20 protein-coding genes, 1 tRNA gene and 1 pseudogene are annotated in these 18,540 nt (G+C 68.4%); 13 read left to right on the forward strand and 9 right to left on the reverse strand.

Features of this window, described 5'->3' with window-relative positions; translation table 11 throughout:
- Window positions 1–31 precede the first annotated feature (31 nt).
- The 5 genes from cysS to HHUB_RS06205 all read left to right on the forward strand — a co-directional run bounded on the left by cysS (window position 32) and on the right by HHUB_RS06205 (window position 4,577).
- Window positions 32–1,513: a cysteine--tRNA ligase gene (cysS, locus tag HHUB_RS06190; RefSeq protein WP_059056712.1), complete on the forward strand. Its 1,482-nt coding sequence runs from the start codon at window positions 32–34 to the stop codon at window positions 1,511–1,513.
- Between the two features lie 76 nt (window positions 1,514–1,589).
- Window positions 1,590–2,222, forward strand: coding sequence for a DUF6517 family protein (locus HHUB_RS06195; RefSeq protein ID WP_059056713.1), 633 nt, complete (start codon window positions 1,590–1,592; stop codon window positions 2,220–2,222).
- Between the two features lie 221 nt (window positions 2,223–2,443).
- Window positions 2,444–2,590 carry a rubrerythrin-like domain-containing protein gene (locus HHUB_RS16585; protein WP_143416421.1) on the forward strand — a complete coding sequence of 49 codons (147 nt, stop codon included), beginning with the start codon at window positions 2,444–2,446 and terminating at the stop codon, window positions 2,588–2,590.
- 79 nt (window positions 2,591–2,669) lie between these two features.
- Complete coding sequence (locus HHUB_RS06200; RefSeq protein ID WP_059056714.1) at window positions 2,670–4,172, forward strand: HVO_2922 family protein; 1,503 nt, start codon at window positions 2,670–2,672, stop codon at window positions 4,170–4,172.
- A gap of 78 nt (window positions 4,173–4,250) precedes the next feature.
- Complete coding sequence (locus tag HHUB_RS06205) at window positions 4,251–4,577, forward strand: cupin domain-containing protein (protein WP_059056715.1); 327 nt, start codon at window positions 4,251–4,253, stop codon at window positions 4,575–4,577.
- Here HHUB_RS06205 and HHUB_RS06210 read toward each other — a convergent pair.
- The 6 genes and pseudogenes from HHUB_RS06210 to HHUB_RS06235 all read right to left on the reverse strand — a co-directional run bounded on the left by HHUB_RS06210 (window position 4,569) and on the right by HHUB_RS06235 (window position 8,965).
- Window positions 4,569–5,794: pseudogene (locus tag HHUB_RS06210) on the reverse strand (tripartite tricarboxylate transporter permease). The gene HHUB_RS06205 and the pseudogene HHUB_RS06210 overlap by 9 nt on opposite strands.
- A gap of 113 nt (window positions 5,795–5,907) precedes the next feature.
- On the reverse strand, window positions 5,908–6,246 hold the full coding sequence (rpl12p, locus tag HHUB_RS06215; RefSeq protein ID WP_059056716.1) for a 50S ribosomal protein P1: 339 nt from the start codon (window positions 6,244–6,246) through the stop codon (window positions 5,908–5,910).
- A 2-nt stretch (window positions 6,247–6,248) separates the two neighbouring features.
- On the reverse strand, window positions 6,249–7,292 hold the full coding sequence (locus HHUB_RS06220; protein WP_059056717.1) for a 50S ribosomal protein L10: 1,044 nt from the start codon (window positions 7,290–7,292) through the stop codon (window positions 6,249–6,251).
- Window positions 7,293–7,931 carry a 50S ribosomal protein L1 gene (locus HHUB_RS06225; protein WP_059056718.1) on the reverse strand — a complete coding sequence of 213 codons (639 nt, stop codon included), beginning with the start codon at window positions 7,929–7,931 and terminating at the stop codon, window positions 7,293–7,295. It lies immediately after the preceding gene.
- Window positions 7,932–8,201: 270 nt separating this feature from the next.
- A complete protein-coding gene (locus HHUB_RS06230; protein WP_059056719.1) occupies window positions 8,202–8,693 on the reverse strand; it encodes a 50S ribosomal protein L11 in 492 nt (163 codons plus the stop codon).
- A gap of 71 nt (window positions 8,694–8,764) precedes the next feature.
- Window positions 8,765–8,965 (reverse strand): VNG_1110C family protein, encoded by a 201-nt coding sequence (locus tag HHUB_RS06235; protein WP_059056720.1) that lies wholly within the window; start codon window positions 8,963–8,965, stop codon window positions 8,765–8,767.
- A gap of 101 nt (window positions 8,966–9,066) precedes the next feature.
- Between HHUB_RS06235 and HHUB_RS06240 the strand changes: the two genes are divergently transcribed.
- Genes HHUB_RS06240 through tsaA form a run of 4 tightly spaced genes read left to right on the forward strand, consistent with a single transcriptional unit; the run spans window position 9,067 to window position 11,914 of the window.
- Entirely contained in the window at window positions 9,067–10,179 is a 1,113-nt protein-coding gene (locus tag HHUB_RS06240; protein ID WP_059056721.1) for an OBG GTPase family GTP-binding protein, read from the forward strand.
- A 1-nt stretch (window position 10,180) separates the two neighbouring features.
- On the forward strand, window positions 10,181–10,603 hold the full coding sequence (locus HHUB_RS06245; RefSeq protein ID WP_059056722.1) for a hypothetical protein: 423 nt from the start codon (window positions 10,181–10,183) through the stop codon (window positions 10,601–10,603).
- Window positions 10,604–10,663: 60 nt separating this feature from the next.
- Window positions 10,664–11,449 (forward strand): VOC family protein, encoded by a 786-nt coding sequence (locus HHUB_RS06250; RefSeq protein WP_059056723.1) that lies wholly within the window; start codon window positions 10,664–10,666, stop codon window positions 11,447–11,449.
- Between the two features lie 60 nt (window positions 11,450–11,509).
- A complete protein-coding gene (gene tsaA / locus HHUB_RS06255) occupies window positions 11,510–11,914 on the forward strand; it encodes a tRNA (N6-threonylcarbamoyladenosine(37)-N6)-methyltransferase TrmO (protein ID WP_059056724.1) in 405 nt (134 codons plus the stop codon).
- On the opposite strand, the gene dph5 is transcribed toward tsaA, so the two are convergent.
- Window positions 11,911–12,708 carry a diphthine synthase gene (dph5, locus tag HHUB_RS06260; protein ID WP_059056725.1) on the reverse strand — a complete coding sequence of 266 codons (798 nt, stop codon included), beginning with the start codon at window positions 12,706–12,708 and terminating at the stop codon, window positions 11,911–11,913. The genes tsaA and dph5 overlap by 4 nt on opposite strands.
- An 82-nt stretch (window positions 12,709–12,790) precedes the next feature.
- Here dph5 and HHUB_RS06265 point away from each other — a divergent pair, with 82 nt between their 5' ends.
- The 3 genes from HHUB_RS06265 to HHUB_RS06275 all read left to right on the forward strand — a co-directional run bounded on the left by HHUB_RS06265 (window position 12,791) and on the right by HHUB_RS06275 (window position 14,610).
- Window positions 12,791–13,888 (forward strand): class I SAM-dependent methyltransferase, encoded by a 1,098-nt coding sequence (locus HHUB_RS06265; RefSeq protein WP_059056726.1) that lies wholly within the window; start codon window positions 12,791–12,793, stop codon window positions 13,886–13,888.
- Between the two features lie 50 nt (window positions 13,889–13,938).
- A tRNA-Thr gene (locus HHUB_RS06270) sits at window positions 13,939–14,012 on the forward strand.
- A gap of 193 nt (window positions 14,013–14,205) precedes the next feature.
- Entirely contained in the window at window positions 14,206–14,610 is a 405-nt protein-coding gene (locus HHUB_RS06275; protein ID WP_059056727.1) for a hypothetical protein, read from the forward strand.
- Between the two features lie 35 nt (window positions 14,611–14,645).
- On the opposite strand, the gene HHUB_RS06280 is transcribed toward HHUB_RS06275, so the two are convergent.
- Window positions 14,646–15,413: an MOSC domain-containing protein gene (locus HHUB_RS06280; RefSeq protein ID WP_059056728.1), complete on the reverse strand. Its 768-nt coding sequence runs from the start codon at window positions 15,411–15,413 to the stop codon at window positions 14,646–14,648.
- 214 nt (window positions 15,414–15,627) lie between these two features.
- On the opposite strand from HHUB_RS06280, the gene HHUB_RS06285 reads away from it, so the two are divergent.
- Window positions 15,628–17,049 carry a short-chain fatty acid transporter gene (locus HHUB_RS06285; RefSeq protein ID WP_059056729.1) on the forward strand — a complete coding sequence of 474 codons (1,422 nt, stop codon included), beginning with the start codon at window positions 15,628–15,630 and terminating at the stop codon, window positions 17,047–17,049.
- Here the strand turns inward: HHUB_RS06285 and HHUB_RS06290 are convergent.
- Window positions 17,046–18,509, reverse strand: a complete 1,464-nt coding sequence (locus tag HHUB_RS06290; protein WP_059056730.1) for an HTTM domain-containing protein — start codon at window positions 18,507–18,509, stop codon at window positions 17,046–17,048. The two genes, HHUB_RS06285 and HHUB_RS06290, sit on opposite strands and share 4 nt — an antisense overlap.
- Between the last annotated feature and the right edge of the window lie 31 nt (window positions 18,510–18,540).

Raw genomic sequence — 18,540 nt, forward strand, 5'->3', positions numbered from 1 at the left:
TTGAAACGCTGGCGCGCGTACTTCCCGGCACATGACTCTCTACGTGTCGAACACCCTCTCCGGCGAGCGAGAGGTCTTCGAGCCACACGACCCCGAGGAAGTCCTCGTCTACACGTGTGGGCTCACGGTCTCCGACAACTCCCACCTCGGGCACGCTCGCCTCTGGGTGCAGTCGGACGTGATGGCGCGGTGGCTCGCCCACGTCGGCTACGACGTCCGCCACGTCCAGAACTTCACGGACGTCAACGAGAAAATCGTCGCGCGCACCGGCGAGGACGACCTCGGCGACACCGAGCAGGCGGTCGCGCGCCACTACATCGACTCCGTCATCGAGGACATGCGCGACCTCAACCTCCAGCGCGCGGCGGTGTACCCGCGGGTCTCCGAGCACGTCCCCGAAATTATCGACCTCGTGGAGACGCTCATCGAGGAGGGCCACGCCTACGAGGCCAACGGGTCGGTCTACTTCGACGTGACGTCCTTTGAGGACTACGGGAAGCTCTCGGGCCAGCAGGTCGAGGAGATGGAAGCTCAGGGACCGGAGTCCGAGCAGTCCGAGAAGCGCAACCCCGCGGACTTCGCGCTCTGGAAGGCGGGCGCTGTCGCCCCCGAGGACGCCAACGAGCACCGCAGCGACGACCTCCCGCCGCTAGAGGAGCCGACGGGACAGACGTGGGAGTCGCCGTGGAGCGAGGGCCGCCCGGGCTGGCACATCGAGTGCTCGGCGATGAGCACGGCCCACCTCGACGACCACATCGACGTCCACGTCGGCGGGCAGGACCTCGTCTTTCCCCACCACGAGAACGAGGTCGCGCAGAGCGAGGCCGCAGCGGGCGAGCCGTTCACGAAGTACTGGCTGCACGTCCGCCTGCTGGAAACGGAGGGCGAGAAGATGAGTTCGAGTCTGGGGAACTTCTTCACGACGAAGAACGCAATCGAGGAGTTCGGGCCGAACGTCGTCCGGATGTTCCTCGTCTCGACGTCGTACACGCAACGACAGACGTACTCTGAGGAGACCATCCAGGAGGCCCAGCAGCGCTGGGAGCGCCTCCAGCGGGCGTACGAGCGCGCCAGCGACGCCGCCGACAGCCCGGACGCGTACGCGAAAGTCGAGTCCGAGGAGCTCCGGGGCGCAGTCGCGGAAGCCCGCGAGGCGTTCGCGGCAGCGATGAACGACGACTTCAACACGCGGGCGGCAGTGAGCGCGCTGCTGGAACTCGCCTCGGCTGTCCACCGCTACGCCGACGACACCGAGCGCTACGACTACCGCGCGCTCGTAGACGCCGTCGAGACGTTCGAGGAACTGGGCGGCGACGTGCTCGGCTTCCAGTTCGAGACCGTCGACGGCGGCGAGGTCGAGCTCGCCGGCGACCTCGTCGAACTCGTCTTGGACATCCGAGAGGACGCCCGCGACGAGGGCGACTACGAGCGCGCCGACGAACTCCGCGACCGCCTCGAATCCCTCGGCGTCACCGTCGAGGACACCGACGAGGGAGCGACGTACCGGCTCTGACACGCCGCTAACGTGGCGTTGCGTTCCTGACACGAGAGCCATCAAGCTTATTCCCACCGACCGGGTTCTGTCCGCCATGCATCGACGAACCGCGGTCGCCGTAGCGCTGGCCGCACTTATCGCGACCAGCGGCTGTCTCGGCATCCTCGGCGGGGATGGCCTGTCGTTCTCCGCGTCACAGGCCACCGTCTCCGAGGACGCCCTCCAGGAGACGGGCTACGAGGAAGTCAGCGTGAACGAGTCCGAAATCACTCGCGAGTTCTCCGCGGGCGGCCAGTCCCGGAACGTCACCGTCACCAACTGGGTGGCGATGTACGAGCGCACCGTGAGCGTGCCCGTTCTCGGCGAGCAGCGCGCCGCCGTCTTCGGCGCGTTCGCCAGCCCCGAAGTGAGCGTCGTCGGCCAGTCGTTCAACCCCATCGACGACTACTCCGAGCGCGACCTCGCGCAGCTCGCCCAACAGCAGTACGACGGCCTCTCCGTCGGGCAGACCGCGAGCACCCGCGAGGCGACGGTGCTGAACAAGTCCACGACGGTCACGAAGTTCGAGGGGACCGCCGACATCAGCGGCCAGTCCATCGACGTCTACGTCCACGTCACGAAGGTCAAACACGACGGTGATTACGTCGTCGCGGTCGCCATCTACCCGCAGGACCTCGACGGCGAACAGGAGCGCGTCGACGCGCTGCTCGACGGCCTCGACCACTAGCTGCCACTCTCCCTCGTTTTCCCGCTCGCGCGGTCGAAGTGTGACGTGCGTTCAGCTATGCCGCCAGTGTTCGCTGACAGATGTACCGAGTGGAATTTCTAAAGAAGATAATTGCCTATCCGTTTCTTTTTCTCTCGTCTGCAGCGACGTACTAGCAATATAGTCTCCCTAAACCAGTATTATGGTCACTCTTACAAGTGATAGGGGTGTTACCGATACACATGGTTCGATCTGATTCGTACACGCCCCCCGCGACCAGCCGCTACGAGTGCACCGGCTGCCTGAGCCGCTTCGAGAGCGACTCGCACCTCGTCGACTGCCCGGAGTGCGGCGAGCCGGTACGGAACGTCGCAGTCCCACGAGAGTGACTGCGAAGGCGCGCGGTTCTCTCCTGTATGGTTTTAACTAGCAAGGACATTTTTATAGTTCGTCTGTGTGCTGTCGTACATGTCAGCCACAGACAGCGGTGACGGCGTAACGGGCTTCTACGAGCGACAGATCGGGCGAGCCCAGACCGCCGACGAGGTGTACGGCTACCTCGTGTTCGTCGCCGGGCTCGTGTTGGGCATCGTCGGCATCCTGTTGTTCCTGCCCAGCGAGTCCGCCGGCTCGCTACGGGAGTACAGCGTCGCGCTCGGCGCGGCCGGGTTCGCGCTGCTCATCGCCGGGCCCGTCATCCGACTCCCGCTCCGACGAGCCGCCACGATAGCCGTCTACCTCGGCGTCCTGCTGTGCGCGGCCGCCATCGCGTGGTTCCTCGTCGTCTTCCCCAGTCAGTGGCAGGTCGCGACCGGCCACCAGGGCGTCATCTCGCTGTACGTCGTCGGCATCGCAATCGTCGGCGCCGGCGGCGTCCTCGTGCCGCTGCTCACGTCTACGCGCACGACCGAGGAAGCCGCGGCCGCACGAGAACGAAGCGAGGAGAGCCAGCGCCGCGTCGAGGAAGTCGAAAGCGAACTCGAAGCCGCCGAGCGCGCCCGCGACGAACTCGAACGCGAAGTCGAGTCCATCCGCACCAGTCAGGCCCAGTTCGAGCTGTTCGAGGACAAGGCCGGGGAGTTCCGCTGGCGGCTCCGCCACCGCAACGGCAACGTCATCGCGGACAGCGGCGAGGGCTACACGGCCAAGCACAACGCCCAGAAGGGGATGCAGAGCGTGCGCCGGAACGCGCTCGGCGCGGCGTCGATTCACGCCGACGACCCCGCCGTCGAGGACGAGTCGGACCTCGATGACCTCCCGATGCTGCCCGACGAGGCCGAGCAGAGCCAAGCGACCTTCGAGGTCTTCGAGGACGAGGCCGGCGAGTACCGCTGGCGGCTCGTCCACGACAACGGGAATATCCTCGCGGACAGCGGCGAGGGCTACACGCGCCGCCGCGACGCCGAGCGCGCCATCGACGGCGTCCGGAACAACGCCGGGCCCGCGGAGTACCTCACGTTCGACCCGACGTCGTTCGAAATCTACCGCGACGTCGCCGGCGAGTGGCGCTGGCGGCTCGTCCACAAGAACGGGAACATCCTCGCTGACGGCGGCGAAGGATACAGCCGTCGCCGCGACGCCCGCCGTGCCGTCGACCGCTTGCAGGACCGCGTCGGCGACGCCGACTTCGACGTCTACGAGGACGACGCCGGCGAGTACCGCTGGCGGCTCCGCGCGGAGAACGGCAACGTCGTCGCAGACAGCGGCGAGGGCTACACCCGCCGCGGCGAGGCCGAGGACGCCACCGAGCGCGTCAGCGAGTACGCGCCGGACGCTGACGCGCTCGACGTCGGTTTCGCGGCGTTCGAGGTGTACGAGGACGCGGGCGGTGAGTGGCGCTGGCGGCTCCGCCACCGCAACGGCAACATCATCGGTGACGGCGGCGAGGGCTACAGTTCGCGGACCAAGGCCCACGACGCCATCGAGAGCGTGAAGCGCGACGCGCCCGGCGCGGCCGTCGAAACCGAGTAACGTCCCGCTCTCCCCTCTGTCCGTTTTGCGAACGTGTTCGGCCCAGTTCTCAAGGAGTCGCCAGCGCGAGCTACACGCGTGTCCAACGAACCTACGGCCGACGACGTCGAAGTCACAGACGTCGACGCGCTCGCGGAGACGCCCCACGCCGAGGTCTTCGAGACGCGCGACCCGCGGACGGTCCGGCTCGGCCTCGACGCCGGCGAGTCGGTCCCCGCCCACCAGCACCCCGACTCGATGGTCGTCATCTACGTGCTGTCGGGCGCGCTCGAACTCGGACTCGGCGACGAGACCTACGACCTCGACGCCGGGGACGCCGTGCGTTTCGACGGCGCGCAGGACGTCTCGCCGCGCGCCGTCGAGGACGCCGAGGCGCTCGTCGTGTTCGCGCCGAAGCTACGGTAGCGCCAGCGGCACGAGCAGCACCGCCATCAGGTGGACGCGGCGCGCGCCGAAGTACGGCGGAATCAGGCCGATTAGCGTCGCCGCCCCGAGGAGCGCGACCCCGAGCCAGCCGGCGAACACCCACGCGAGCACGACCAGCAGCGCGCAGACGCCCGCGATGAGCCGGCGGTGGTTCAGCCGGCGGACCACTCGGAAGTAGCGGTCGCCGAGCACGGGGACGAGCACCGCACCCACGCAGGCCGCGAGCGCGACGCTCGCGAGCAACAGCGGGAGCGGCTTCGGGAGCGCCGCGCGCTCGAACGTGACGAGCACGCCGGTGTGGGCGTCGCCGAGAGCGAACAGCGCGTACAGCGCGAAGACCGTATTTGCGGTGTTAACGCCGGAGAGCGCGGCGACGAACGCGCGGTCGCCGTCCGCGCGCGTCGCCTCGACGGCGAAGACGGCCGCGATGGCGCCGGACATCCCCGGAACGTACGCGACCGCCGCGCCCGCGAGACTCCCGGCGAAGCCCGGTCCAGCGACGTCGCGCGGGCGGTCGGCGACCGCCGCGTCGTCCTGCTCGGGAACGCCGACGCCGCGGTAGGCTTCGAGGAGCACGGGCGCGCCGAACAGGCCGGCGAACAGCGGCGCGAGCACGTCGCCGACGGGCATCACGCCGTCGGGCCGCATCGGGAGCGCGACGGACTCCCAGACCGCCGCTCGCAGCGACCGACAGACAGCCGCCGATGCGGGCGCGTCGCGTCGGCTCGCGGACGAGGAGGAGAGCGACGAGGGCGACGACCACGAGCGGGAGGTGCTCGTAGACGAGCAGCGCGACGACGGTCGCGGCCGCCGTCACCGGAATCCCGAGGACGAACGCGACGGCGACGGCGACGCCGCTGCCGAGCGCGGAGATGCGGAGTGCCTCCCGGCCGCGGCCGCCCATCACGAGCCGGTGGCCCGGGAGCGCGCTCACCGCCATCGCGGGGTCGGGGACGCCGAGCGCCAGCGTCGGCACGATGTCCAGAAACGAATGTGTCACCCCGGCGGCGAGCATGGCGGCGCCGACGAGCTGCGGCGGCCCCGGAATCGAGGACGCGACGGCCGCCAGCAGCAGGGACAGCGAGTTGACGTGCAAGCCCGGGACGAGCCCCGAGCAGGACGCCCGCGCTGATTGCGGCCAGCGCCGCCGCTGACGCGCTCGGGGCGACGAGTATCCACACGCCGGCGACGTCCATCGCACCGAGTTGGTCCCGCTCCGGTACTTCAAGCTACGGACGCGTTACGTGCGCGACGAGCCGTTGGCTGTCCGCGTTACGCGCGAAAGAAAACGGGTGGTCGTGGAACCGGTTTAGCCGAAGAGGTCGCCGAGGCCTTCGCCGCTGGCCTCCTCGTCCTCGTCGTCGCCGGCTTCCTCGGCTTCTTCCTCGGCCTCGGCTTCTTCCTCGGCCTCGTCCTCGGACTCCTCGGACTCGTCACCGCCTGCGGCGCCCGCGGCGGGCGCAGCGGGAGCGGCAGCCGCCTCGGCGACGGCTTCCTCGATGTCGACGTCTTCGAGGGCCGCGACGAGCGCCTTGACGCGGGATTCCTCGACGTCGACGCCGGCGGCCTCGAGGACGCCGGTGATGTTGTCTTCGTTGATCTCTTCGCCAGATTCGTTCAGGATGAGTGCTGCGTAAACGTACTCCATTGTTAGCCAAACATCTCCCCGAGGCCTTCGGCGCCGTCGCCTCCGTCTTCGTCGTCGTCGGAGTCGTCGGCGTCTGCCTCGGATTCAGGTTCTTGGTCGTCGCTCTGTTCGTCCTCGCTCTCCGCTTCCGGCTCCGCCTCGGCGGCGGGGGCCTCGACGTCCTGGAGCTCCTCGGGGAGCGCCTCCTCGTCGTCGATCTGCGCGGCGAGCGCGCGAACCTGCGCGTCCGCCTTGCTGACGAGGTCGTCCGCGAGGTCCGGGCTCTCGATGGACGCCTGCAGGCCGAGGCTCTTGGCCTCGCCCTGGGCCTTCCGGATGAGCGTCGGCGCGGTCTGCGCCGTCGGGTACTCCGCGTTCACGGAGAGGTTCCGTGCGGACGCGGCCGCGGACTGGATGTCCGCGCGGTACTCCTCGACGTCGATTTCGAGTTCGTCCGGCGTGAACAGGACGCCCTCGGAGTAGACGCCGCGGAGGTCCAGGCCGACTTCCTTCGGCTCGATGCCGAGCTCGGTCAGGACGTTCGCGACGTCCGTGGAGACCGTCTCGCCTTCCTCGACGACGACGGAGTCCTCCATGACCTGGATGGAGCCTTCCTGGATGCGCGCGTTCGCGCCAATCTGCTGGAGCTCACCGACGAACGGACCCGGGTCGATGCCGGTGTCGCCCTCGGGAACGACGATGTCGTTGGGCGCGACCTCGCCGGCGTTGATGGGCGCGGGCGTCTTCGACTCCTCGAGCTGCTGGAACAGCCCGAACGGGTTGTCGTTGGTGGCGACGAGACCGACCTCACCCGAGATGTACTCGGTGAGGTCTTCGAGGCCGTCGTCGACCTCTTCGAGCGCGCGAACGAGGAGCGTGTTCCGGCTCATGCGGAGCGCGGCGCTGCCGTGCAGGCCGCGGCGCATGTCCTGGAGCTGCTTGCTCGGGATACCGGTGACACTCACGACGCCGACGCTGTCGTAGGTCTCGAGCAGGTCGACGAGTTCGCCGACTTCCTCGCGCTTCCACTCGGGAATGGTGTCGGTCGTGCGTTCTTCTGCGGACATCTAAGCCACCTCCACGGCGGGCCCCATCGTCGTCTTCACGTAGACTGCGTCGATGTTGAGCGGGCCCTTTTCGAGGTCCGCGTGCAGGCGGCGCAGGATGACGTCGATGTTGTCCGCGATGTCTTCGGCGGACATGTCCTCCGCGCCGACGCGCGTGTGGAACGTGCGACGGTCGCGGCTGCGAAGCTGCACGGTGTTTTTCATTCGGTTGACTGTCTCGACGACGTCGTCGTCGGGCTGGAGCGGCGTCGGCATCTTGCCGCGCGGACCGAGGACTTGACCGAGCGCACCCGCGATGTCCTGCATCATGGATGCTTCGGCCACGAAGAAGTCCGTCGCGTCAGCGAGGTCCTTCGCGGCGTCGTTGTCGTCGGCGAGGTCGGCGACTTCGTCGCCACCGTAGACCTCGTCCGCGACTTCCTCGGCTCGAACTGCGGTTTCGCCCTCTGCGAAAACCACAATCTGTGTCTCCTGTCCGGTGCCCGACGGCAGCACGACGCCCTCGTCGACACGATTCGACGGGTCGTTGAGGTCGAGGTCGCGCAGGTTGATCGCGAGGTCCACCGTCTCACGGAAATTCCGCTCTGGGGCCTCCTCGAGTGCGCGAGCTACGGCCTCTTCAATATCGTTGTCTGCCATCTTTCACCTCCGTAGTGCGTTGACCCTGTGAAGGTCGGATCTCCTACGGGTCAGTGAAACAGGCGAAGCCTGTCTCGCTTCGAGAGAGGGGCAACGCGTCCTTAAAACCGTCGAACCGCGCCTCACGCGAGAAACGGCAAGCGACGCCCTCACGGCTACAGCGTCGGAAAATACGGCCGTACGAGAGAGTGGGAAAGCGCCGAGTTACGCCGCGGCTTCTTCTTCGCCGAGGACGCCGCAAATCAGAGATTTGCGTACTCTTGGCGCTGCTTACGCTGCCGCTTCCTCAGCGCCAAGAACCTCGTCATACTCGCCGGAGGCGACGCGCTCGTTGAACGTCCGCGCGTCCTCGCCCTCGATGGTGACACCCATGGAGGCGCAGGTGCCCGCGACTTCCTTCGCGGCGTTGCGGGTGTCGTACGCCAGCAGGTCGGGCTTCTTCTGCTCGGCGATGGTCTTCAGCTGCTCGATGGAGAGGTCCGCGACGAACTCCTCGTTGGGCTCGCCGGAGCCGGTCTCGAAGCCGGCCTCGTCCTTGATGAGGGCGGCCGTCGGCGGGACGCCGACCTCGATGCTGAACGACCCATCTTCCTCGTACTCGATGGTGACCGGAACCTCCGTACCGTCGAAGGCAGCGGTCTGGTCGTTGATTTCCTGTACGACAGCCTGCACGTCGACGGGCGTCGGTCCGAGCTCGGGACCGAGCGGCGGGCCGGGGTCGGCCTGGCCGCCTGCCACGAGCACTTCGATCGTCTCAGCCATACCCGAACGAACCGTCGCCGCGGCTTTAACCCTTTCTTTCTTCGGAGCACCGGCGGCGTCGCCGCGAGCGGCTACGGGACGCTCACGCCCTGCCGAGCGAGGTACTCGCTGACGTGCTTGATGACGACGGGGCTGCCGATGATGCGGACCGTCTCGTCCTGTTCGAGAAAACTCACCGTGAACTCCTCGTCGATGTCCTCGCGGTACCCCTCCAGCGTTGAGGCGGGAAGCACGATCTGCGTGCTGTCGCGCAGGTTGGAGGGGTCCGGCATCACCCGCCACTCTCTTGAGACGGAGTATGAACGTGTCGAAAACAATCCCCCTCGGACGGGAGGGAAAGCGCTTTTCGGCGGCAGCAGCCTACTCCAGGGTAATGGGTCTGGAGGAGGAAATCGAACAGCTCGAAGAAGAAATCTCGGAGACGCCCTACAACAAGTCCACCGAGGCCCACATCGGCCGTCTGAAGGCGAAGCTCGCCGAGAAGAAAGAGAAACTGGAGAAACAGCAGTCCGGCGGCAGCGGCGGTGGCGGCTACGCCGTCGAACAGCACGGCGACGCCACGGTCGCGCTCGTGGGCTTCCCCTCGGTCGGCAAGTCCTCGCTCATCAACGCGATGACGAACGCCGACAGCGAGGTCGGCTCCTACGAGTTCACGACGCTGGACGTCAACCCCGGGATGCTGGAGTACCGCGGCGCGAACATCCAACTGCTGGACGTGCCGGGGCTCATCGAGGGCGCCGCGGGCGGCCGCGGCGGCGGCAAGGAGATTCTGTCGGTGATTCGCGCGGCGGACCTCGTCATCTTCATGCTGTCCGCGTTCGAAATCGAGCAGTACGAGCGCCTCTACGAGGAACTCTACAACGTCAACATCCGCGTCGACGAGGAGCCGCCCTCCATCACCGTCCGCCGGAAGGGCAAGGACGGCATCGACGTCAACACCTCCGGCGACCTCGAACTCGACGAGGGGACGGTCAAGGACGTGCTCCGCGCGCACGGGTTCGTGAACGCGGACGTCACCATCCGCGGCAACCCCGACATCGACGAACTCGTGGACGGCGTGATGGACAACCGCGTCTACATGCCGTCGCTGGTCGCGGTGAACAAGGTCGACCTCATCGAGCCCTCCTACGCGGAGACGATGAAGTCCAAGCTCCGCGAGCACGACATCGACCCCGAGGAAGCCGTCTTCATCTCAGCGGAGGAGGAGAAGGGCCTGGACGCCCTCAAGGAGAAGATGTGGGAGGAACTGGGCCTCATCCGCGTCTACATGGACAAGCCGGGTCGCGGCGTCGACTACGAGGAGCCGCTGGTCATCCGACGCGGCGACACCGTCGACGACGCCCTCCAGAAGCTCGGCGGCACGCTCGACGAGCGCTTCCGGTTCGCGCGCGTGTCCGGGCCGTCCGCACAGCACGACGACCAGCAGGTCGGCCGCGACCACGTGCTCGAAGACGAGGACGTCATGCGCGTGGTCGCGCGGCGGTAGCGTGGCGAGCACCCGCTGGCGGCTCGCGGCGGTCGTGCTCGCGGGCGCGCTCCCGTGGGTGGCTGTCACGTTCGACGGCGGCTGGTACCCGATGTTCTCCGTCGGCTTCCTCCACTTCGACCCGTTCTCGTTCACGTCGCTCCCGGCGTACCTCGCTCGCGTCGAGAGCGTCCCGCCGCGGCTGACCGCGTGGCCGACGGCGACGCTGCTGTACGGGGCCGCGCTCGCAACAGCAGTCCTCGACCACGTCGTCGGCTTCGATGCGCGGATACCCGCGGGCTTGCTCTTCCTCACGGGCGTGGACGTCGGCCTACTGGGGCTCTCGCTGTCCCGCGAGCCGACGATTCTCGCGCTCCCGGTGGGCGCGCTGTGGCTGTGGGCGGCCGTCTGGGTGGGGTACGGGGACGCGCTGCTCGGCGAGTGACCGGGAGCGGACGCTTCCGCGTTCGGTACGCTTTTCGACGCGCCCCTGCATCCCTCGCACATGAGCGAGTTCGTACTCGACCACGTGATGATGCGCGTCGGCGACCTCGACGCGAGCCTCGACTGGTACAAGACCCACCTCGACTACGTCGAATACGGCCGCTGGGAGGCCGACACGTTCGACATCGTCTACCTCGGTCCCGAGGACGTCCACGAGGAGGGCGCGCTGCTGGAACTGACGTACAACCACGACACCGACGAGTACGACCTCGGCGACGCGTGGGGCCACATCGCCGTACGCGTCGAGGACGTCTACGACGCCTACGAGGAACTGATGGACGAGGGCGTCGAGGACTACCGCGACCCCGACTCCTGCGGCGGGTCGTACGCGTTCGTGAAAGACCCCGACGGCCACGAGGTCGAAATCGTCGAGCGCGACCACGGCGCGAAGTGGAGCCTCGACCACACGATGATTCGCGTCGAGGACGCCGACGAACAGCTCGGGTTCTGGACGCGGAAGTTCGAGTACGAGCACACGGGCCGCTGGGAGGCGGACACGTTCGCGAACTACTTCATGAAGCCCGAGGGTGCCGCCGACGAGGCGATGGCGGTCGAACTCACGTACAACTACGACGGCCGCACGTACGAGTTCGGTGACTCGTGGGGCCACCTCGCCGTGCGCACGGACGACCTCGTCGACGACTGGGAGACGCTCGTCGAGCGCGAGGCCGAGGACTACCGCGACCCCGAGTCCTGTGACTACGACTATGCGTTCACGAAGGACCCTGACGGCCACGAAATCGAGGTCCTGAACCCCGCGGAGTCGCCGGTCGACCGCGAGGACTGATGTTCCCACATCGCGGGTCCGTGCCCGCCCGTTTTTCTCCGGCCGCACGGTAGCGCCGGTATGGACTGCGAGCGAATCGGCCGCGTGGAGACGCCGTACGCGTCCCGCGAGGACGCGCCCCGGCAGGGATTCCTCGGTGACGCGACTGGGACCGTCCACGTCGCCGAGCAGTACCGCGCGGCGCTGACGGGCCTCGACACCGGTCACACGATAGACGTAGTGTGGTGGGCCGACGACGCCGACCGCTCCGTGCTGCGCGTCCGCGGCGGCAACCGTGGCGTGTTCACGACGCGGTCGCCGGCCCGCCCGAACCCGGTCTGTGTGACGACCTGCGACGTGCTCGCCGTCGATAGCGAGGCCGGCACGCTGGACGTCGCCGGCGTGGACATGGTCGACGGCAGTCCCGTCGTGGACCTGAAGTACGCGCTCGTCGGTGACGACGAGCACACGCCCTCGGACCGTTAGTCGCGGTACTCGTCGAGCGCGTCCGCGGGCGCGTCGGCGAGCCCCGCGAGCGCGTCCGTCTCGACGTGGTGGAGGTCGCCCGGAATCACGAGCAGGTGCAGCGGCTCCCCGAAGTCCATCTCCGCGAGCGCGCCGAGGCGGTCCGCGCGGACGGTCGCGTCGGGCGCTCCCGCACGCGCGACGACCACGCCGAGCGCGTCCGCGTCCCAGTGCTCGGCGAGCAGGCCGGCGGCGTGGCTCGCGGTCATGTACTCGTCACCGTCCACGCGCGGGTGGTCGACCTTGATGTCCAGATAACAGAGCGTGTGCAGACCGCGCTGGCGGTTGTCCTCGACGGTCTCGACGACCGAACTCGGCACGCCGTCCGCGCCGTGCGCCCACTCGAAGGGGAGCGTCGTCGCCTTCCCGAAGCGGTAGTTCTGGAGGCCCGTGAGACTGGACGCCGCGGATTCAGCGGTGGGGGCGTGAATCACGCGCGTGTCGATGCCGCGCTCCTCGGCGCGCAGCCGCAAATCGACGTGCGTCGTCGAAATCATCGTGTCCCCCGCAGTGAGGAAGACGCAGTCGCCGGACTCGGCGGCCGCGAGAATCGGCTCGGGGTCCTGTTCGACGCCCGCGCGGTCCCGCACCTCGACGTCGGTGTCGTGGTAGGCTTCGAGGTCGGCGACGTCCGCGCCGACGAGTTTGCTGGTGTAGAACTCCGCGAACGCGCGGTCGGCGGCCGCGATGGCGTCGGCGCCAGCGACCGTGACCGAGCGCTCGTCGTAGAGACCGAGCCCGACGAACGTGAGCATACCCGCGATAGCGCGCGCGCCGTCGTAGGGGTTTCGGGACGCAAGCGACACGGGTAAGGCCGCGCCCGCCCGACTCCCGGGCATGTCAGTGCCGTGTGTCCGCGTCCCCACCGAGGACGGCGAAGCCACGCGCCGGAGGCTCGCCGAAGCGGACCTCCTCGTCGACGAGTACGCCATCACGGCCAGCGACGGCGACCTCTACGTCCCCGTCAGCGACCCGGACGCGGTGCCCGAGGACCTCGCGGTCGTGGAGTTCGACGCGCCCGAGCGCGAGACGCCGACGACGCCCGCCGAGATTCTGGGGTTCGAACCGACCTACGAGCGCCTCGGCGACGTCGTCATCCTCGACGAGGACTCCCCGGAGCGCGCCCGCAAAATCGCCGACGCGGTGATGGCCTCGGACGTCCGCGCGAAGACGGTCGTCAACCGCGCCTCGAAGGTGAAAGGCACCGAGCGCGTCCGCGACTGGGACGTCGTCGCCGGGGACGGCACCGAGACGGTCCACACGGAGTACGGCTGCGAGTTCGAACTCGACCTCGCGACGGTGTACTTCTCGCCGCGGCTCGCGACCGAGCGTCACCGCGTCGTCGAGCAAGTCCAGGAGCGCGCGGCCGAACGCAGTGAGACCGCGGACGGGGAGAGTGGCGAGGGACAGGGTCCCTCAGACCATTCGAGCGGGCAGCGCCCGCGAGAAAACGGGGATGGAGGACCCGTGAGCCGCGAACACGCCTTCGATATGTTCGCGGGCGTCGGCCCATACGCCGTCCCGATGGCGAAAGTGGGCGCGGAGGTCGTCGCGACGGACATCAACGAGGACGCAATCGAGTACCTTCGGCGGAACGCAGAGCGAAACGGCGTGAGCGAGGACGTGACCGCCATCGCCGGAGACGTGAGGGAGACCGCCGACGAGTACGAGGACTGGGCGGACCGCATCGTGATGAACCTCCCCCACACCGCCGACGAGTTCCTCGACACCGCCGTCGCGCTCGCCGGCGAGGACTGCGTGATTCACTTCTACGACTTCCAGCACGAGGACGACCTGTACGATCCCTGTGAAGCCGCCATCCGGGAGGCCGCCGAGCCCGAGTACGACGTCACAATTGAGAACGAGCGCACCGTGCGGTCGTACGCGCCCCACGAGTTCAACGTCGTCGTGGACGCCCGGCTGACGCGCCGGTGATTCGCAAGGCTTATTTCTCGAATCCGGCTACGAGGAAGTACGCGAAGTGCGCCGGTATAGCTCAGACTGGTAGAGCGATTCCTTCGTAAGGAATAGGCCAAGGGTTCAAATCCCTTTACCGGCTCTACGACGCGGGCTCGAAGCCTGCATCCCGTTCTCTGATTTCTACGCGCCGAGCGTGAGCGCCGTCTAACCGGGGCGCTCGTCGGACCGGAACCGGGATAGCGGCCGCGCGACTATCGGGGAGTCGTGTATGCGAACCGCTTGATAAACGACGCTCGGGACTCACTGTTCGGCGACGCCCGGGGAGGCCACCAGTGAACAACAAGCGCCACCACGACGAGTACGACGGCCGCAAGGACCTGCAGGACGCCGGCTGGCAGGTCAGCAAGCGGGACGCCGTGGCGTTCAACTCCGGGAGCGAGACGGACCGACACCTCGTCGCGAAGACGCTGGTCGCGAAGGTGCTCCGCGATAGGGGGTACCGCGTCGACACCGAGGTCGTGAAGGACGGCGTCGGCGAAATCGACGTCGTCGCGTACGGACTCGACGAGCCGCCGTTCGCGGTCGAAGTCGAGACGAATCCGACGAAGGCGGTCGTCTCGGACAAGCTCAGTCGCTACTACCGCGGCGAGCCGTTCTGCGAGTGTTACGTGCTGGACCCGACGGAGATGCCTGACAGCCTCGAAGCGGCCCGCGAGTGGGTCGAAGCGAAGCTCTGACCGGGCCGGGCGCGCTCACGAACAGTTCTCGGCGGTCAGTCTTCCCGCACGTCGTCCCCGACTGTCAGCGTCTGCCCGCGGCTCTCCTCCGGCACCCGAGAGATGAGCATCAGCGTGTAGAAGTGGTCGAAGGCGTCCTCGTCGGCGAACTCGGGGAACGTCTCCTGTCGTCGCTGGACGAACGTCTCGCGGAACTCCGGCGTGGGGTCGCCGGTGTCGGGGTCGCGGCTGGGGACGACGCAGCGCCCGCAGGGCGTGACGCCCTCGAAGCGCACGCCGCCGGCCTCGAAGCCCGGGGCGTCGTCGCCGACGAAGCGGTCCTCCCAGAACGCGGGGACGCCGGCGACTTCGACGTTCGCGCGGAGGCGCCGGCGCACGCCGTCGACGGTGAGGTCGTCGAACCACGACGCGACCTCGCGGAGGGTGGCGGTGCTGACGACGGACGGCCCCATCTCGCGGCGGTCGACGTAGCCGAGTTCGTCGTCGCGTTCGAGCGCGAGGTCGAGGTCGAAGAACTCCGAGAACCACGCCTCGGCGCGGCCGGGGTCGTCGTCGAGGTCGAATCGTTCGACCGTTCCGTCGGGCGTTTCGACGGTGAACTCGTGGGTGTCGCGGTCGAAGTCGGTGTCGAGGTCGTGGACGCGCGCGGTTCGCTTGCCGTTGACGACGTCCCCCTCTGCGTCGAACAGCGCGTACGTGCGGTCGTCGGCGAGCGTCCCACCTGGCAGCACGTCGGCTGCCTCGACTTCGACGCCGTCCAGCCCCTTCACGGGGTAGACGCGCAGTCGGTCGACTCGTGGCATCGTCCGGACGGAGGGCGGGACGGCTCTTAGGTGTTCGTCCGAACGCCGCGCGTCGCCCGCGCCGACGTCGTGGTTCGCGTATGTTTGGTCGGGTCGCTTTCGCCGGGACGGCCGGCAGAGCGTGTCAAGGCCGACACCAGTGGCGGTCGAGCGGGTGTGACCCGCCCTTATATCCCTTACATTTATTATACTCGTGTTAGTGGTTGCTTTCGGTATGTCATCACGAGACACGGGGCAGTCGGGCGGCAACGCCTTCGAGCGGCTGGGCCACCGGCTCGCCGGCGTCGTCGAGCGCTGGATGCCGAGCCCGTTCCTGTTCGCCATCCTGTTGAGCTACGTCGTCTTCGCCGCGGGCATCGCCGTCGAAGGCGCCGGCCCCGCCGAGATGGTGGGGTTCTGGTTCGACGGCTTCTGGGCGTTCCTGAGCTTCGCGATGCAGATGACGCTCATCCTCATGACGGGGTTCGTCATCGCGTACCACCCGCGCGTGAACGCGCTCCTCCAGAAGCTCACCGAACTGCCGCGCTCGCCCGGGCAGGCGGCCGCGCTCGTCGGCGTGTTCTCGATGGGCATCGCGTGGGTCCACTGGGGGTTCAGCCTCATCCTCGGCGCCATCTTCGCCCGCGAGATGGGCAAGACCGCCCACGAGAAGGGCATCGACGTCCACTACCCGCTGCTGGCGGTCGCCGGCTACATGGGGCTCGGGCTGACGTGGCACTGGGGGCTGTCCGGGTCGGCGCCGCTCGCGCTCGCGACGCCCGGCAACGACTTCATCGAGGCCGGCGTCATCGACGGCGTCGTCCCGACCACGCAGACCATCTTCAGCTCGTACGCGCTCGCGCTGACCGCCCTCTCCATCCTGTTCGCGGCGGGGATGCTCTACCTCCTCTCGCCGTCGCCGAAGCGCGCGAGTCCCATCACGGACTACGTGGACGAGAGCGAGCTCGCGGACTCCACGACGGACGGCGGCGAGTCGCCGGAACCGACTCCGGACGGCGGGACGGCCAGCCCCGCCGAGCGCATCGACAACAGCCGCGTGCTCGGCGGCGTCATCGCGCTGACGGGCGTCGCGTACGTCGCGTACCTGTTCGCGACCGACGGCCTCGACGCGCTCACGCTGAACGTCGTGAACTTCGGGTTCCTGTTCGCCGGGCTCGCCATCTACCAGCGGCCGTCGCTGTACCGCGAGCGGTTCGGCGAGGCCGCCGAGTCGGCGGCCGGTATCATCCTACTGTTCCCGTTCTTCGCGGGGATTCAGGGGATGATGAACGCCTCTGGGCTCTCGGAGACGTTCGCGCAGACGCTGCTGGACGTCTCCACGCAGGCGACGTTCCCGGTCGTCGCGTGGCTCGTCGGCTCCGCCGTCAACCTCTTCGTGCCCTCGGGCGGCGGCGAGTGGATCGTCCTCGGGCCGTCGATTATCGCCGCGGCCCAAGACCTCGGCGTGCCCGTCGGGAAGGCGACTATCGCGTACGCGGTCGGCGACGCGCACACGAACCTCCTGAACCCGTTCTGGGCGCTCCCGCTGCTCGCCATCACCGGCGTCAAGGCCCGCGAGATGTTCGGGTACGCGGTCGCGATGCTGCTGCTGTTGATTCCGTTCCTCGCCGCCGCGCTGTACGCCGTCCCCTACTAGGCCGAGCAGTTTTTCGCCGCGAGTTCGACGCGCTCCGTCGGGTCAGGGCCGTCTAGATTCACCGGCTGTTCGACCACGAACACCTCGACGGACGTGAGGTCGGTGTCGTGGCTGTCGTTCCACCGCGTGCAGAGGTAGTCCGCGAACGCGTTGCTGACCGCCAGGTCGTCCAGCCGGCGGACGTTCGCGGTGTACTTCCGCCAGCGCGAACTCGGGTAGCTCCCCGCGACGTCGGGCGGCTCGTCCCACGTCACGGGACCGCCGTGGAAGGCGTCCACGCTGCTCCCGTCGTCGAGGGTCGCTGGCGCGACCACCCAGAGGTCGGTGGCCAGCGGCGTCGGCGCGAACATCGACCACCGGGGCTCGGGCTGGTCGTCGACCGGCCCGACCTCGGGCACGTCGGCGGGCGCGACCGTCGCGACGTTCCAGACGAGCAGGACGGCGAGGCCGACCGCGAGCAGTGCCGGGACGGCGCGGTCCTTCAGGTGGACGACGCGCGGCGGCAGCGACGGCAATGCGAGCGCGGGGAGCGCGCGCTCGATGCTACGCGCGTACTCGTTCAGCGGGAGGTCACGTACTCCGGGGACCGCCCGCCAGCCGGGCGCACGGTCCCAGACCGCCCGCGGGAGGAACGGCAGGAGCGCCGCGATGGAGACCAGCGGGAACACCGCCAGCTGCATCGAAACGAACATCCCGGCGTGCATCGCGGCGAACAGCGCGGCAAAGCCCGCGCGCGGCCAGCCCGTGAGGACGACGAGGAGCACGGACCCGGCCAGCGCGGCGAGCCAGAGGTGGTCGAACGCGACGACGAGCGCGGGGAACTCGGCGAGCGCGTCGCCCAGCAGGACCGTGAACATGTCCAGTTCGAGGACCTGCCGGACCGCCTCGCCGGACAGCCAGACGTCGCCGCGGAGCTTCAGCACGGCGTTCACGCTGTAGACGACGACCACCTGCGCGAGCAGTCCGGTGGTCGCGACGCCGAGGACGCGCCCTCGGGGAGGGCTCTCGGCCCGGAGCGCGTCTACGGACCAGCGCTCGCCGAGCGGCGCGAAGACCGCCCAGAACAACAGCATCCGGAGGAGCGTGTCGCCGCTGTTCAACACGAGCGGGTTCCGGAGGTGCAGCGACCCGACGAGCAGCCCGGTCACGAGCGTCGCCAGCGTCGTCCGGTAGCCCGCGAGCATCGCCAGCGCGGCGACGGCGGTCGCGAGGAAGAGCGCGGCCTGCAGCCACGGACCGCCGGAGAGCGCGTGTACGGAGAGGCGCGCGAGCGCGCCGTACTGCTCGAAGAGCAGCGACCGCGGGTAGATGCCGGCATCCGTGTAGAACGCGCGGAGGAACCGCGTGCGCAGCGCGAGGTCCGCGAGCACGATGGCCGCCAGCGCCACGCGAAAGGCGGCCAGCGCGCGCGTGTCCACGCCGAGCCGGCGCGCGACGGCGTCGCGGAGTCGTCCCGTCACGTCCGGAACTGCCGGCGCGTGCAGAATAAGC

The sequence above is a fragment of the Halobacterium hubeiense genome (assembly GCF_001488575.1).
GTDB lineage: Archaea > Halobacteriota > Halobacteria > Halobacteriales > Halobacteriaceae > Halobacterium > Halobacterium hubeiense.